Source organism: Siphonobacter aquaeclarae, from assembly GCF_900103285.1.
Taxonomy (GTDB): Bacteria; Bacteroidota; Bacteroidia; order Cytophagales; family Spirosomataceae; genus Siphonobacter; species Siphonobacter aquaeclarae.
The window spans coordinates 1-15,591 of sequence record NZ_FNGS01000005.1 but is presented as its reverse complement, the minus strand read 5'-3'; the positions used below and the strand labels follow the sequence as shown (position 1 = coordinate 15,591).

The following is a 15,591-nucleotide window of genomic DNA, read 5'->3' as shown; positions in this document are numbered from 1 at the left end:
ATTTCCCCTGTTTCGGCAAAGCATTCCGGCCTTAACAAAACGCAAATTTGAGCCTCCCGGATTGATTATCAGGATAAAATATAATCAAAAGCCGCTAAAAAAGCCACGAAAACAATTGCGAAACAAAATTCTTTTGTACCTTTGCGCCGGTATTCTGAAACATATAAACAAGTACATTTCCGTTCCGCCAACGGATCGGGTTAATTTGGATGAGAAATTGCCGCCTTTGGGCTGCGTAACTCAGATAACTCGGGAAAGTTTTCCGCCTTCTTTCTGTGAGTTAACACAGCCCTTCCCCTTCTTCGGGTTGTGATCTGGTATCCGCCTCTCGTCTTCACACACCGCCTTTGACGGCGAAGCGCCGCTTCGTCCGATGCATTGTTTCCGCTGTTTTTACGCGGAAACACGGTTTGGTATTTTGATGTTCGTTTGTTGGCAAGTTTCCGACAACCGCCGATAATTCTATCGTTGGGAGCTTAAAACGACCCTTTTCCTACTTGTTAAATGCTGTCTGTTAATCGGACAGCAACAGGAGAATTATTGGAATTCGAAAACCCCAACTTTAACCATGAACAGGTTCACTATTCTTTCAACTGTCAGCATTATTGGCCTTCTGACTTCCCATTCGTCAATCGCCCAAAATCCCCTCAACGACGCAAAGGGGTTCAATGTATTTGTCAAAGGAAGCGCGTCGCTTTCCAGCAATGAAACAGAAGGTCCTGTTGCTATGGGCGGCGACATGAATCTCGTCGGCAACTACCAGATCAATGTCCACAATGTCGGGACGTATAAATCGCTGAAAGGCAATCTGGTTGGCCTGTATATCGGCGGGAAAGTCAATTACCAGAGCGGTAATGAAACGAAAGTACTCAACAACCGGTACCTTAAAATAGGCAACCTCACCGGCAGTACGCTTACCATTGCAGGCGGTTCAACGAAGGTTCACCAGCAGGGTTCGAGTCCCGACAGCAATCCGAAAATCTTCGTTGGTTTTCAGCAGCCCGCAACCGATCCTGTATTACTCGCCGACGAGGAAAAGATCGACTTCGAAGAGGCCTTCGCCACGATGAAAGCGACCGCGCTGAATATTGCAAACTGCGAAAACAACGTCCAGTTAAAAAACGCCAACGGCCAGCCGATTTCCTTTGTTCCCGACAACGGCCAGGTCAAGATTACCCTCACAGCCGGCAAACCCAATATCCTGGCTATCTCCGGATCAGAGCTCAATAAAATCGTTTCGATTACGATGGACGGCCCTGCGCCAAGCCTGAGCACGCCGCTGGTCATCAACGTCAATTCCGTCGGCACCTTCAACTGGGATCCGTTCGTCATCAACGGCATGCAAAACAGCGACGCCCAGTATGTACTCTATAATTTCTCGGCGGCAACGACGGTCAATATCAAGAGCCGCGATCAGAATATCCGCGGAACGGTCTTTGCTCCTTTCGCCGATATTTACAAAACCATTAATTCGAATATCGACGGGCAGATTGTCGGAAATTCCTACAGCCAGTCGAGCGCCGAAAACCACTATCAACCCTTCCTTTCCGACGTGCCGGGCTGCCCTTCCAGGCTGCCCCTTCCGGTAGAACTGACCTACTTCAAAGGCCAGGCAACGGCCGAACAAACGGCAGTACTGCAATGGCAAACAGCAGGCGAGCGCAATAGCTCCCACTTCCTCGTCCAGCGCAGCAGGGATGCCCGCTCGTTTGAGACGCTGGCAACGGTAAAAGCAGCAGGAACGACGTCGGAACGTCACGACTATTCCTATACCGATCAGAAGCCCGGATACGGCGTCAATTATTACCGGTTGATTCAGGTGGATACAGACGGTACGGCCACTCCGCAAAAGACGGTTTCCGTGATCGTGGATTCGCCCGAAAACCGCTTGTTTTCCGTCTTCCCCAACCCGGGCAACGGCAGCGGATTTTCGGTTCGGGTACAGGACAAAGCCGCGAGCCAGCTGAGCCTGATGTCGCTGCAGGGAACCATTATTCCGGTTGAAACCGGTTCGGATTCGGACGCAACTGTCATTCGCGTTGTGCCGAAAACACCCCTGACGGCAGGGCTTTATGTCCTGACCGTACGCGATACCACCGGTACCTATGCGCGGAAAGTGATGGTGCGGTAAGAAGGATTGGTACAGCTTTTTTTGGAATGAAAGGGACATCCATCTTCTTTCAATCCGATGAAAAATACCTCATCCGTTTATATCCTGCCGCTGCTCGTTTTGCTGGCAGGCACCCTCTCGGGCTGCGAAGTAGTCGAAGGCATTTTCAAAGCCGGAATGTGGAGCGGCATTCTGCTTGTGGTTCTGGCGATTGCCGTGGTTATCTGGCTGGCTTCGAAGCTTTTTGGAGGAAAAAACTCTGGATAAAATATCAGGAAAATCAGCTAATTTTACTGCTAGAACTTAAAGACATAACCACATCTTTAAGTAATCCTAAACAACTAGTCGCGTAAAACCCCGGAGGTTTCTTCCGGGGTTTTATTTTTTGTTCAGGGGAAGTTTCACGCGGTAGAGACGGAAGGGATAATCGGTGCGGTCTTCGCCGCCATTATACCGCGGGGCACGCTGCAACTGGGCGGCGGTTACATAGAGGTATCCGTCAGGACTGATGGCAAAGCTATCCGGCCATAATATCCGCTCATCCTGAACGAGTACTTCCGTTTGACCGGCCGACGCAACCCATCGGTACAGGGTCTTTTTTTCCGAATCACCCATGTAAATATTCCCGTCGGCGTCGGCAAACATGCCGTGCGAGATACCTACCTCTCCTACTACTTCAACGGCGGCGGCAATTTCCGCATCCGTACCTTTCACCAGTACTTCAACCGGCACGCGAAACAGGCGGGTTTGGGTAATGGGCCGGAAGTAAAAATACTCCTTTGTCAGAGCAATGCCGTTGGCATTACTGCTGAAGGGTTTGCCGTTGGTTTCCCGTACTTCCCGGCCGTCAATTTTCAGTACATAAGCAGGATTCGCAGTTGTGGACGGATGTCCTTTCAGCACTGTCCGGCTTTTCCCGGTTTTAAGATCGAGTACTACCAATGCAGCACGCCGTGGATCGGAGAAAAATGCGACATTCCGGGCTGCATCTACATTGACATCGTTCAGGCCTATTTCCGACGCCGGAATATCTTCGAAGGCGTAAACCCGCTCAACGGTATTCGTCCGGATATTGATACGCAGGAGCTTCACGCCTCCGACGCCGGTATCCAGAGCCCAGAGGGTATTGGACGCGTCGATATACAAGGCTTGAAGGCCCACAAAATGCGTTTTCGGATCGCCTGCGCGGCTCCATTCTTCGTTGGGATAGGGCTGTTGCGTCCCGTCGGGCAGCAGTTCGATGAGCCCGTACCGGTAGTCGGACGTCCAGTGCGGAAAAGAAACGAAGGTGCGCCCTTCGTGCGAAATAGCGAGTCCTACCGGCTGGTAGCGTCCAAAGCGCGCTACTTCTTCGAGGATTTGCTGCTGGGCCGTTACCTTTGCCGCAACGAGAAACAAAACGAGGAGCTTCTTCATCCGATGTCTGTTTAGCTATGGCTACTGATTTTATTACGACTGTCGAATCTCTCGAACACCTGGGCGGACATTATTTTCGGATCCCGGCGGCGATCGTCGAAGCCGTCGGCGGCTGGAATACCCGCCTGCAATGTACGGTCAACGACCGTCTGACCTGGCCCTGCGGACTGACAGCTCTGGGCGAAGGCGACGGATACATCACCCTCAACAAAACCCGGATGACGCAGCTGAAGGTCCGGGCGGGCGACGAAGTACGGCTGTCCCTGACACCAGACAACAGCGAGTATGGCCTGGAAGTCCCCGAAGAGCTGCGCGAAGTACTCTCCCTGGACCCGGAAGGGCAGCGCCGCTTTGACAGGCTCGTAGGCGGAAAGCAGCGCTTCATCATCCGGACCGTCGTAGAAGTAAAAAACAGCCAGTTGCGGATCGACCGCGCGCTTCGCCTAATCGATAACCTCAAGCGACTGCCCGAAGGCAGGGAATCGTTTGCCGGACTCGGCGCAAAGTAACCCACCCTTTTCAACCAAAACAACATGTCAGATCCCCGAGAAGTATGGTTGCGCGGTCCTCTGCCCGATATGCCCGCCCTTTTGCAGCCCGTTGCACATGCTCTGCTGCAGGCCGGTGAAGAGCTGGATGCCCTTCTGGCCGACTTTCCCCAATCCAAACTGTGGGAGCGTCCGGCGGGCCTGGCCTCGCCGGGTTTCCACCTGCAGCACCTGCGGGGCGTACTCGACCGGCTCTTTACCTATGCCCGCGGCGAAATGCTCTCGGAGCCGCAACTGGAGGCACTTGCGGCGGAAGGCAAACCCGCTGACTCGCTCACGGTATCGTCTCTTGTTCAGGCTTTTCATACCCAAAAAGAAGCCTGCCTGACCCAGTTGCGCGGTGAAGAAGCCTCCGGGCTGACGCGGTTGCGGTACGTGGGGCGGGCGAAAATTCCCTCTACTTCCAACGGTCTCTACGTACATGCGGCCGAACATACCATGCGCCACCTCGGGCAACTGCTCGTAACGGTGCGCGTGCTAACCCGATCCTGACGATGAAAATCAGTTTGGTCACTACTTCAGGCGGTCCGGAAGTACTCCGGATCGCGGAGCGGCCGGTACCTTCCCTCAAACCGGGACAGGTACTGATCCGTGTTCACGCGGCAGGAGTCAACCGCGCCGATGTGATGATGCGGGCGGGGCAATATGGGCCGTCGGCTACAGGTGTCGAAATACTTGGTCTGGAAGTGGCCGGTACCATTGAAGATCCGGGCGATTCCACCCGCTGGAAAAAAGGCGACCGGGCATGCGCCCTCCTCCCCCGTGGCGGATATGCCGAATATGCCGCCGCCGATGGCCGGCATTGCCTGCCGGTACCGGAGAATGTCTCGCTGGAAGAAGCGGCCGGCCTGCCGGAAACGGTACTGACGGTCTGGAGTAACGTCTTTCAGCGCATGCACGTCAGGCGCGGGGAAACCCTGCTGATCCAGGGCGGGACAAGCGGCATCGGGCTGACGGCCCTGCAGCTCGCCCGGGAGCGGGGTGTACGCGCGTTTGCGACTGCCGGTTCAGACGAGAAATGCCGCTTCGCGGAGGCCTGGGGTGCGGAGCGTTGTGTGAACTATAAGACGGAAGATTTTGAGGAAGTACTGCCGCCCGTAGACGCTATCCTCGACTACATCGGCGGAGACTATACCGCCAAACACCTCCGGATGCTGAATCCGGACGGGCGGATTTGCTGGCTGGCGGGATTGGGCGGTATCAAATCGACCATCAACATCATGGAAATCATGCGGAAACGCCTGGTACTGACGGGGAGTATGCTCTCTCCGAGAGACGATGATTTCAAAGCGGCGCTCACAGCCGAGGTGGAAGAACAGGTATGGCCGCTCGTGTCTCAGGGGCGTCTCCGCGCGCACATCTACCGTACTTTTCGGCTGGAAGACGCTGCAGAAGCGCACCGGCTGATGGAGTCGGGCGGGCATATCGGGAAGATTATTCTCACGATAAAGTAGTCATCGTTCACGATCCCCCGCCATTACCACCACCAACGCCACGATCAAAATAAAACTATACTCCACCCCGCCCGTACCGTGCTCCCCGACAAACCAGCCGAGGGACAGGTGGATGAGGATGATTCCAACGACGAGAATCAGGATAAACCCGGCCGACAGCCACTTCACGCAATAGCCCAACGCAAGCAATACACTGCCAATCAACTCGTAACCGGATAGTACCCAGACCGTTACATTGGGAAATGGCCAGTGTTTTCCGGCCATAAACTGCGTGAATTCCGGCACAGTATTGTGAACGACGCGGACAGCGGCATGCAGGAAGAATACCAACGCTACACTGATGCGCAGCAGAACGACCGATCGCTGAAGGGAGAGGTATTTCATGGCTTTTGATTTCCGGCAAGATACGGTATTCTGAAGAAAGGCCTAGCGCCCGCCGGTGACGTCGAGCAGGGCGCCGTTGACAAACGAGGCTTCGTCCGACAACAACCAGAGAATGGCATTCGCTACTTCCGGTGCCGTGCCGGGACGCTTGAGCGGAATGGTATCACGGACGCGCTCCGGTCTGCCGGGCTCCCCCGCCTTCGCATGAATATCCGTGAGGATAATACCGGGCCGCACGGCATTAACCCGGATACCTTCCGGGCCAACTTCCTTTGATAACCCCAGCGTCATGGTATCCAACGCCGCTTTGGTGGCGGCGTAGTCGATGTACTCGAACGGCGAGCCGTGTTTGGCTGCCATCGATGAGACGTTGACAATCGCACCGCCGGCCCCTCCCCGCGCGGTAGACATCCGCTTCACGGCTTCTCTCGCACACAAAAAAGCTCCGATGGTATTGACCGCGAACATGTTCGTGAGCCGCTCCGCGCTCATATCCACCAGGCGGCTCTGGGATTCGATGATACCAGCGTTGTTGACCAGAGCCGAAAGTGGGCCAACCTCCTCGTCGATCTGCCGGAAGAGCCGAAATACCTGAGCCTCGTCTGCCACATCGGCTTGAAAGACATATGCCTGACCGCCAGCCTTTTGTATATCAGCGACGACGGTCTCTGCGCCTGCCTGGTTGCTTCGGTAATTCACACAAACCGTATACCCGCGCAACGCGGCGAGCCGGGCGGCCTCCGCGCCGATACCTTCGGAGGAGCCGGTGATGAGGAGAATGTTGGGCATAGAGGGGAAATTTGAGAGGGGGAAGATAGAAATCCTGATCGGTAGTTCAGCGGGCTAGGTACACACCTTTACTCTCTGAAATTTTCTCCAATGCCTGCTACTGTACTACAATCTCCTTCACCAACCTCGCTCCCTTCCGGCTTCGGAAGAGAATCCGATATTTCCCGGCAGGTAATGCCAGCGCTTTCTGATCGGTTTTCGAGGAAAGTACCATACGGTCGAGCGGAACACCCGTTTTGACAGAAACATCTTTCCGGTATGCGGATACCATGACAGGATACGTCAGCGCAACGGACGGAATGAGCCATTTGCGGTCACGGGGATCACTCCAAAGCCAGATTGGCCGACCCGATTCGTCGGTCGTATGCGGATGAATCAGGACCATATCCACCCGATGGCCATTCGGCCGGATAAATCCGAGCGGCTCGCCGGAATCCGTCAGGAAGACAGAGGGAACCACCACGCTGATTTCCTGCAGCATCGGATGGGGGCTCGTATCTGTTTCCGACAACTCTGATTGGTTGATGGTCAGCGGATCGATGCCTGTGTACGGCTGAACGTAGGCAGCCATACGCCTCTGGTCGGACGTCCCTTCCAGAATATGATCGTAGCCGCAATACGCGAGAATACGGGCCGACGGATCCCTGTCCAGTATCTTCCTGAGGTAGTTTGCCTGTCCGGCTTCGCGGGCGTCGCGGGATTTTTGGAGGTCTTCCCAGTCGGCCTCATGTCCGATTACTTCAAAACCCAGTCGGAGTGCCTCGTCGACGAGTTTGGCGAAAGCGGGCTCGTTGGTATATATTCCACTATTAGTAGCAAGAGGACGCATTTTATCGACGCGAACGCCGCCCGGCAGCGCTTCCAGCGACAGGTACCGAAAGCCTTTCCGGTATAATTCAGGAAGCAGCGAGGCGACAAACAGGCGGTGGGCCGGCTGGTGGTGTGCTTCGTTAATCAGGATAATTTGATGGTAATCAGCCTTTTCCAGAATAGAGACTTTTGCCGGATCCGTTCGAAGCGTCCGGATCATGGCGAGGCTATCGACGGAAATTATCTGTTCTTCTTTGTCTTCTCTCTTTTCGAAGGTCGACAGGCTTTCGCGGTAGGCACCGATGAAGGAATATTCCGTCGCCGCCATTTCGAGTCCTATTCACCGGATGTCTTTCCGGATCTGGTCGGGGAAGCGTTCATAATAGTTTCGAGGGAGCTGAGCATGGGTATTGCGGGCGAGCAAGCTGAATAGTGCGAGGGTCAGTATGCGGGGCATGGATTGGAGGTGAAGTGAGGGGGCAATATAACTAAGTTTTTAGGAGACGCAAATCCCATGAGACGTGGCTGCCGGTGGTTGAGCTACGTCGAAACTGGCGTGGAGAGCATGTTTGGAATGAAAAGGACGGCTGCCGGTGGTTTCGACGGGGCTCAACCACCAAGGGGAGGTATTCGCCTTTGCTACTGCTCTATGCCCTTTGCCCCATGCTCCCATCTCCAAATCCCTCCTCCCCATCCCGCAAACTACCCCGTACATAGACGAAAGCCATACCTCCGCAACATGACCCGCCGGCGGGGCGTATGGAATAGGGACGACGCCTCTCCCACGGCGGCCGTCTCTAAACACGCAACACCGAGAGTATGAACACATTCCACCGAAGCTTCCTGGCCGGGGCCTTTCTCGCATTAGGCCTGCTGGCCTGCTCCAAAAACGATGACGACCCGTCGGGCACCGACACCGGAAGCGGCATTTCCATTGACAGCGTCTCGACGGCTTCCTCCGCTCCGGAAGGAAACACCGGCACTGCGGCCGACGACGAAGACCTCCTCGCTAATTCCACCTTTACTTCGACCGTCACGATCACCTATGGTAGTAGTAGTATCACGGTCGACAATCCGCTCGCCGGCAACGGCGTCACCGTCACGGAAACCAACGGTGACGTCGTCGTGACTACAACAGTCGCCGGAGTGGCGTATGTCCTTTCCGGAACGTCAGCCAACGGGTCGTTCAAACTCTACAGCGACAAAAAGTTCAAACTCACCCTCAACGGCGTAAACCTGACCAATGCGGACGGACCGGCGATTAATGTTCAGTCTAGCAAACGGGCATTCGTTGTACTCGCCGACGGCACCACCAATTCCCTGACCGACGGCGCCTCCTACGCAACCAGCACAGAAGATCAAAAAGCCACTTTCTTCAGCGAAGGACAGCTGATTTTCAGCGGAACGGGTAGTCTGGCTCTGAAAGGTAACTACAAACACGCCCTCTGTTCGGATGACTATGTCCGGATTATCAGCGGAGTGATTACCGTTTCGGGCGCCGTTTCAGATGGTATTCATACGAATGAAGCGTTCATCGCGGACGGCGGTACGGTAACGATCGCCGCTTCCGGCGACGGTATCCAGGCTGAGGAAGGATATATCGTCATCAACGACGGGACATTTACGCTCAACGTAGCCGACAAAGGAATTACGGCGAGCTGGGATACCGATACGACGATCGATCCCTATGTCACCATCAACGGAGGCGTCATCAACGTCAATTCGACGGCCGGAGAAGGCATCGAAAGCAAGAGCATTCTGACCGTCAATAACGGAACGCTCACCATCAAAACATATGACGATGCGCTCAACGCCGGATCGTTTATCTACCTCAACGGCGGTACAATTTATGCCTATAGCTCCAACAACGACGGCATTGATTCCAACGGGCCGATGACCATCACCGGCGGCCGGATTGTATCCGTCGGCGCAGGTTCACCGGAAGAAGGGTTCGACTGCGACAGAAATACCTTTAAAATCACCGGCGGTATCGCGGTGGGTATCGGCGGGGCGACAAGTATGCCAACGGCGAGCGTAACGACGCAGGCTGTTGCCATACTTGGCGGTGCTTCGGCTAACCAGCTGGTGCATATCCAGTCGACCGACGGCGCCGAAGCCCTGACCTTTGAAGTTCCCCGTACCTACACTACCATGCTTTTCTCCAGTCCGAAACTAAAGACGGGCACCTCCTATAAAGTATATACCGGCGGCAGTGTAACGGGCGGAACGTCGGTAAACGGCCTCTTTACAAGCGGCACATATGTCCCTGGTTCACAAGCATCTACGTTTACCCAAAGCAGTGTCGTGACGAAAGTCGGCGGCACACAGGGTCCTTAGTCATACCCTGCCTGTTTCCAACCAATCCGGGAGGGGCGGCGCTTCGCGCCGCCCCTTATTTTTATACCTGCATGTCAGGGTCGTTCCGTAAAAAACCTTCTTTTCTTTGAACATCAACTGCACTATGCTGACCTCTAAATCCCTTCTGACACTGGCCATTGGCCTGTTTTGTTCCTTTTGTGCGCTGGCAAAGCCCCCCAAAAGGGAGTTTTACGAACTGAAAATTTACCGTATCCAGGGTAAAGAGCAGGAAAACCGGCTGGATACCTACCTCCGCGATGCGTATCTCCCTGCCGCGCACCGGCAGGGTATCGCGGCAGTCGGCGTATTCAAGCCCGTTCCGACGGATACGGCTGCCGGCAAACTCGTCTACGTCCTCACGCCGCTGTCTTCGCTGGACGCGCTGCTATCCCTTCCGGCGAAGCTCGGAAAAGACACCCGGTACCAGGCTGACGGAAAGGACTACCTCGACGCACCTTATACCAATCCGCCGTATGTACGCCTCGAAACCATTGTTTTACAGGCATTTGCAGGCCGTCCTGTACTGCGTAAACCCGACCTCACCTCACCGAAAAGCGAACGCGTCTACGAACTGCGGAGCTATGAAAGCTTCACCGAAAAACTCTTCCATAATAAAGTGGATATGTTCGACAAAGCCGGAGAAGAAGCCGTTTTCGACCGGCTGGGTTTCAATCCTGTATTTTACGGCGAGGTAGTCGCGGGCCGGAGCATGCCCAACCTCATGTACCTGACGACGTTTGCCGATAAAGCTTCCCGCGATGCGCACTGGAAAGCGTTCAGTGCAGATGCGGAATGGGGGCGAATCAAAACGATGCCGGAATACCAGCATAATGTGTCGAAGAATACGTCTTACTTTTTGTATCCGGCAGCGTACTCCGACCTCTGAAAAAGTTCGAGTACTTTTCTGTGCATTCTGTGAGAAAAACGCAGAATGCACAGATCCCCTTCCAACATTCCTATTCCGCTTCAGCGACCTTTATGCCCTGGACATCTTCCGGGTACTCCTGTCCATAAAAAAAGCGGGCACAATATGTCCGCTTTTTAACACTATCCTTTCAACAATAAATTCCCTGAAGAACCAGCCGGTTGTTCGTTATTCTTTGACGAAACGTCTCGCAACCACCGCTCCATTCTGCATCCGTACCCGGAGAATATAGACGCCCCGGCCAAGCTGGCTGACGGGAATGGATTTTAATGCAGGAATACCCGCGATGACAACACGTCCGTCTGTTTGCACAATAGCCAGGTCTGCGACGCCGGCAGGTTCTGATTCGAATGCAATGCTGTTGCCGACCGGATTAGTAAAGCGGAGCAGCGCGCTCAGATCACCTTCCGTATCGAGGGAGCGGATCGGACTCAGCGTATATTTCCCATCAACATCCACTTGTTTCAGGCGGTAGTAAGTCGTGCCGGCGGCAAGCGCCGCGTCCGTAAATCCGTATTCCTGCCGGCTATTGCTGTTGGTTACGGAAGAAGAAACATAGCCGATCTTCTCCCAGGATGCCAGGTCCCTGCTCTTGAGAATCTCAAATCCGAGGTTATTCTTTTCGCTTGCAGTAGCCCATGCCAGTTCGGCGGAAGATCCCCTTTTTACAGCCTGAAAACCAGTCAGCGAAACGGGCAGCGGAGGGCTGCAAATGCCGGTGGCTTCGATGGAATATACCCGAAGCATCCTCGATCCGTTGTAGAAATAATTAGCAGGTACATTCAGGGTGAAGGTCACCCGGGTTGCTGCCTGGGTCAGCTGGAAACCAAGCGGATCAGACGGAGACGCGTCTCCGATGTAAGCAGGCGCGACGCCCGGCAGATTGCTCACCGGTTGCGTTGGTATGATCGTTTCTGCATCTGTTGTAATGCTGTACGTGAAAGTCGGCGAAAGGTCAGATGTTCCGACTCTGAAACGGATAAACGATCCCGCCGGCAATGTAGATCCAAAGATGACCCCCATACTGATCGAGTAGGCCGGTTTCGGCGGAAAGAATGGGGGTGTCGGAGCGATATGGATATAGCCGAATGTCGAAGTGTCTGCATCGTACGCATTAATCGGGGAAGTCATGGCATATCCGCCGCCGCCGGTACCGCCGAATCCCGTTGTCCCGGGCAGGGTATTCGGCGAAATGACACAAAAATCCGCCTCTGTTTGGGCATAGCTAATTTGAAACAGAAGCAACAGAATAAAGGAGTAGATAATTTTCATAGGGATACGATAAAGTTTAGGTCATGCGGAATGCTTGTCCTGTCTGCTGGCGAACCCCCCGGAAATGACTCCTGATGTCGCTACGCCAGGCGGAGAACCTGCGGTAACGTACCCGTTCGCTTAGGCATATGAGAAAATGGCAGATTCACTGGAGGCCGTCGTGACAAGACACGGAGATCTCCTGAAGAATACACCCGATCAGAACAAGCTATTCGCCTGATTAGTAGTTGATTTCGGTCGTAGAAGAATGCTTTTGAATATCCGCCGACATACAGGCTGTTTCAGACACAGGGAGTAATGGGTGACTCATAGTAGTAATCGCAAAGAGTTACAGTTGAAAGATCGAATTCTATTTTTACTGAGTACTCCGGCGGGATTTTAACTGGCGGGAAAAGAATCAATCAACGCTGCAGACAGATGATTGACGAAAGAGAAGCTTATGTAGCGGATACTTAACAGATCGGCTTCCTTCAGATTATGGCACATCTGGCAAGCGTTTCTGAATATTAGTAGGTCAAAAATAGAAATTCCTGTTGAGATATTAGTAGCGAATACGTGTTTTGTAGGAAAATAATGACGTATTCTTTAGTAGTGAGTACCCGCTTTCGCTGTCATAAATAGCCGGATCACCTGGTGGATTTAGCCGGAAAGATCGTTTTCGGGAAGAAAAAAGGGAAGCATGTCGCGGGCATACGCCGGTACATGCTTCCCTTTTTTGTGTACCGGATAACCCGGCGGTTTTGTCCTTTTCCTGCTCGGTCAACGCCGTGCTGTTCTCGGCCTCCGGTCAGAACGTTTCCAACACGTTCGAAATCAGTTTCATCTGCCCGAAGACACCCTTGTCGTAAAATAACCGGTGCGCTTTGACCGCGACCGGAAACCGCTGTCCCGGATCGGAGGTCATCTTCAGGGTTGTCTTTTTCGTCAGGTCGAAGGAAGCGGTACCTTTTGCCGCTTCGGTCAGTTCAGCAACGACCTCTGCGCTGATTTCCTTGTCGGTATTGATCTCGGCGATGAGGTTTTCCGCCTCGATCAATCCCGAAACAAATAGAATGAAGTTCTTATTGGCGTTCCGAAGCAGCGAGGGGCTGGGCCGGACGAAATCCGCTTCCTGAAAGAAATGCTCCATGTTACCGAGCGCATATTCTTTCGACAGCGTGTGGTCGAACTTAATGGAGACCGACTTTCCGGTCGACAGTTTGGTCGACAAACCCAGTTGCGACATGCCGATGGAGGTCAGGGTTTCTTCCAGCACCGTCATACCGATGTTGAATTTGAAGGTGTTTTGCTGGTTGAAATCGACGTTGAGAGCCGGATTGAGGATCTCTTCCAATGCGACATCGCTGGAAAAAGCATCCGTCACCCGTTCAAAATACAGTTCCGGTTCATTGAAATTTTTCCGCAGCCAGAGCTGTCCGAGCTTGTGGTTGCGGACGAGGCTGTCGATGTAGTCATAGCCTTCGTTGCGGAGGGATTGGGTGAGGTTCATAGCGGATGATGCCGATAGCCCGGGCGGTTGTCGAACGAATCTACATTACTTATTGGAAACGCCAATTAGGAGAAAGATCGATTTTGCCGGGTGACCAAAAAGAAACAGCTCCCCCCTTTTCGGACGGGAGCTGTTTTCACCGGTAGTGGAACTATCAGTTTGAAAACGAAACGTTTCGCGCAATCTCCCAGTTGCCCGGATCAGCAATATTGGACGTGCTTATATTCGCGTTATTGTCCGTAATAGAGCCGAAACTCTTAGGAAGTATCGCTTGTAATTTAATCGTTCCCGATTGCAGTATATTGCCGGAAACTACCGCATGACGACAGTATATCAAGTTTATCGCGTTGTTAGTACAAAGACTGTCAGACATTACATTATCCCGGATAATAACACCCCTCGTCCGATCAGCCTGGATGCCGTAATTCCACGCTCCCTGCGGGCCGGTAAAACTGTTTCCGTAAATATGACCGCCCCAACTAAACCGGTTTAATCCTGCTCCGTTATCCCCCAGTTCAATCGCATTACTGGTAGAATGAAGCACGTTATAGGCGTTGATCTGGTTATTCTGGATGAACAGATCACCCGGAGTAAATCCACTCGGGATCAGTTTAATAGCCACTGCCTTCTCGCTGGTAGTCGCCGTTGACATCCAGGAATTCAGAATCCGGCAGGATTCGTATTTCAACAAGAAGCCGTATTGTTTGTAATAGTCAATGTCCAGTTTATCAAATACGGCGTAGAGGCCAAACCGGTATTCAACGCCGATATCGTATTGTACAAACGAGCAGGCAATCAGTTTAGTTGATTCAGGTCCCATCAGTTTGCCTTCGGCATAGTTGGTACGATAATCCATTAATACGCCGGTATTGGGCAGCGTAGTACTTTTCACCCCTCCGTCAAAATAGCAGGTAACGTTGGTAAAGGTTGATTGAATCACGCTTCCGATCAGGGAAACCGGATTGTTGACCCATGTCATTCCAACATGACTTACATCTATTTTAGAGCAATCAGACAGGTAGATTCCCCCTCCAATCGGCCCTTTACCAAAAATCTCAACATCGGAAATCGATATTCCGGAGTTGTATCCGGCGGCTAAACCTGCAGGTGTCGGAGCGAAATAAAATGCATAATAGTCGCGCGCTGCTGTGGTGTCAGACGAAATAATAGAAAAGCCCGAAAACCGCTTCGCTTCCCTCGACCCATATGCATTATTGGGAATATAGATGGCGTGCCCATTTCCGATTTTATCCAAATAAGTAGCTGCCGGCCCGTCGCCGACGAGCGAGTTATTTTTCATGACGAGGCTGGAGGAAGTCTTGTAGGTACCCCGAGGCAGGTATACGTTTTCACCGGTGTTAATCGCCTTTTGGATCAAAGCTGTGTCATCCACGCCGTCATTCACTTTCGCTCCAAACCAACGTACATTGATCAAACCCGAATACTGCCGAGCATAATAATATCCCGTCGGACCGGTTTGTATGGTCCCGCCATTCGATTTCCGGGAACCGGCAGTCCGTACCCAGACAGACCCATCGTATACGACGGTTGGATAAGAGGCCGCCAACGATCTGAAGTCGCTGGAATCTGCCACTTCATATATCGCGTTCGTGAGCGTTTGACCAAAAGACGAAACTACAGCCATCAACAAAAGGCCAAACAGCAGTAATTGCTTTTTCATTGGGTTGATACAGTTAGATTTTAACAATTTTATAAGAAACTCCCGCTACCTGAACCAGGTAAGTTTGGCCCGACGGCCAGGATGCAGTATTCAGTACAATCCGGTCCGGCAGCAGCTTGATGTCACGCGTCCGGATATCTTTTCCCTGCAGGTCTGTTACCCTCACGGCCTCAGCTGTGGCTGCTTTCTGAAAGATCGTCAGCGTTCCGCCCGAAACCGGGTTGGGATAGGCCAGTGCCTTCTCTCCGGAAGAAATACCCGTTTTTTCGGTATTGAACACCGACTGCATGAAGTTGGGCAAGCCAAACACCGGCGCCCGGTTTCTGCCCGGAAGCGTCAGCCAGGCAGGCGAGGG

15 protein-coding genes are annotated in these 15,591 nt (G+C 53.2%); 7 read left to right on the top strand and 8 right to left on the bottom strand.

What is annotated here, in order from left to right; genetic code table 11:
• The first annotated feature begins 568 nt into the window (after nucleotides 1–568).
• Both BLR09_RS13395 and BLR09_RS13390 read left to right on the top strand, forming a co-directional pair.
• On the top strand, nucleotides 569–2,131 hold the full coding sequence (locus BLR09_RS13395; RefSeq protein WP_093202991.1) for a collagen-binding domain-containing protein: 1,563 nt from the start codon (nucleotides 569–571) through the stop codon (nucleotides 2,129–2,131).
• A 57-nt stretch (nucleotides 2,132–2,188) separates the two neighbouring features.
• Nucleotides 2,189–2,377, top strand: a complete 189-nt coding sequence (locus BLR09_RS13390; protein ID WP_093202988.1) for a hypothetical protein — start codon at nucleotides 2,189–2,191, stop codon at nucleotides 2,375–2,377.
• A gap of 111 nt (nucleotides 2,378–2,488) precedes the next feature.
• Here BLR09_RS13390 and BLR09_RS13385 read toward each other — a convergent pair whose 3' ends face one another.
• On the bottom strand, nucleotides 2,489–3,526 hold the full coding sequence (locus BLR09_RS13385; RefSeq protein WP_093202986.1) for an L-dopachrome tautomerase-related protein: 1,038 nt from the start codon (nucleotides 3,524–3,526) through the stop codon (nucleotides 2,489–2,491).
• 17 nt (nucleotides 3,527–3,543) lie between these two features.
• On the opposite strand from BLR09_RS13385, the gene BLR09_RS13380 reads away from it, so the two are divergent.
• Genes BLR09_RS13380 through BLR09_RS13370 form a run of 3 tightly spaced genes read left to right on the top strand, consistent with a single transcriptional unit; the run spans nucleotide 3,544 to nucleotide 5,528 of the window.
• Nucleotides 3,544–4,035: a YdeI/OmpD-associated family protein gene (locus BLR09_RS13380; RefSeq protein ID WP_093202983.1), complete on the top strand. Its 492-nt coding sequence runs from the start codon at nucleotides 3,544–3,546 to the stop codon at nucleotides 4,033–4,035.
• Nucleotides 4,036–4,059: 24 nt separating this feature from the next.
• The gene (locus BLR09_RS13375; protein WP_093202981.1) at nucleotides 4,060–4,566 is read left to right on the top strand and encodes a DinB family protein; all 507 of its coding nucleotides are present in this window, start codon (nucleotides 4,060–4,062) and stop codon (nucleotides 4,564–4,566) included.
• 2 nt (nucleotides 4,567–4,568) lie between these two features.
• Complete coding sequence (locus BLR09_RS13370; RefSeq protein WP_093202978.1) at nucleotides 4,569–5,528, top strand: NAD(P)H-quinone oxidoreductase; 960 nt, start codon at nucleotides 4,569–4,571, stop codon at nucleotides 5,526–5,528.
• On the opposite strand, the gene BLR09_RS13365 is transcribed toward BLR09_RS13370, so the two are convergent.
• The 3 genes from BLR09_RS13365 to BLR09_RS13355 form a co-directional block, all read right to left on the bottom strand.
• The gene (locus tag BLR09_RS13365) at nucleotides 5,529–5,912 is read right to left on the bottom strand and encodes a DoxX family protein (protein ID WP_093202976.1); all 384 of its coding nucleotides are present in this window, start codon (nucleotides 5,910–5,912) and stop codon (nucleotides 5,529–5,531) included. It lies immediately after the preceding gene.
• Nucleotides 5,913–5,954: 42 nt separating this feature from the next.
• On the bottom strand, nucleotides 5,955–6,701 hold the full coding sequence (locus tag BLR09_RS13360) for an SDR family oxidoreductase (RefSeq protein WP_093202974.1): 747 nt from the start codon (nucleotides 6,699–6,701) through the stop codon (nucleotides 5,955–5,957).
• A 97-nt stretch (nucleotides 6,702–6,798) separates the two neighbouring features.
• Nucleotides 6,799–7,839, bottom strand: a complete 1,041-nt coding sequence (locus tag BLR09_RS13355) for a hypothetical protein (protein WP_093202972.1) — start codon at nucleotides 7,837–7,839, stop codon at nucleotides 6,799–6,801.
• 491 nt (nucleotides 7,840–8,330) lie between these two features.
• Here BLR09_RS13355 and BLR09_RS13350 point away from each other — a divergent pair, with 491 nt between their 5' ends.
• The gene (locus tag BLR09_RS13350; protein ID WP_093202969.1) at nucleotides 8,331–9,848 is read left to right on the top strand and encodes a carbohydrate-binding domain-containing protein; all 1,518 of its coding nucleotides are present in this window, start codon (nucleotides 8,331–8,333) and stop codon (nucleotides 9,846–9,848) included.
• Between the two features lie 124 nt (nucleotides 9,849–9,972).
• Nucleotides 9,973–10,755, top strand: a complete 783-nt coding sequence (locus BLR09_RS13345; protein WP_093202966.1) for an NIPSNAP family protein — start codon at nucleotides 9,973–9,975, stop codon at nucleotides 10,753–10,755.
• Nucleotides 10,756–10,962: 207 nt separating this feature from the next.
• On the opposite strand, the gene BLR09_RS13340 is transcribed toward BLR09_RS13345, so the two are convergent.
• The 4 genes from BLR09_RS13340 to BLR09_RS13325 form a co-directional block, all read right to left on the bottom strand.
• The gene (locus BLR09_RS13340) at nucleotides 10,963–12,066 is read right to left on the bottom strand and encodes a T9SS type A sorting domain-containing protein (RefSeq protein ID WP_093202964.1); all 1,104 of its coding nucleotides are present in this window, start codon (nucleotides 12,064–12,066) and stop codon (nucleotides 10,963–10,965) included.
• Between the two features lie 787 nt (nucleotides 12,067–12,853).
• Nucleotides 12,854–13,555, bottom strand: a complete 702-nt coding sequence (locus BLR09_RS13335) for a hypothetical protein (protein ID WP_093202961.1) — start codon at nucleotides 13,553–13,555, stop codon at nucleotides 12,854–12,856.
• Between the two features lie 154 nt (nucleotides 13,556–13,709).
• Nucleotides 13,710–15,236 (bottom strand): glycosyl hydrolase family 28-related protein, encoded by a 1,527-nt coding sequence (locus BLR09_RS13330; RefSeq protein ID WP_093202959.1) that lies wholly within the window; start codon nucleotides 15,234–15,236, stop codon nucleotides 13,710–13,712.
• A 13-nt stretch (nucleotides 15,237–15,249) separates the two neighbouring features.
• The coding region (locus BLR09_RS13325) for a T9SS type A sorting domain-containing protein (protein ID WP_143011085.1) at nucleotides 15,250–15,591 on the bottom strand (342 nt) is incomplete at its 5' end.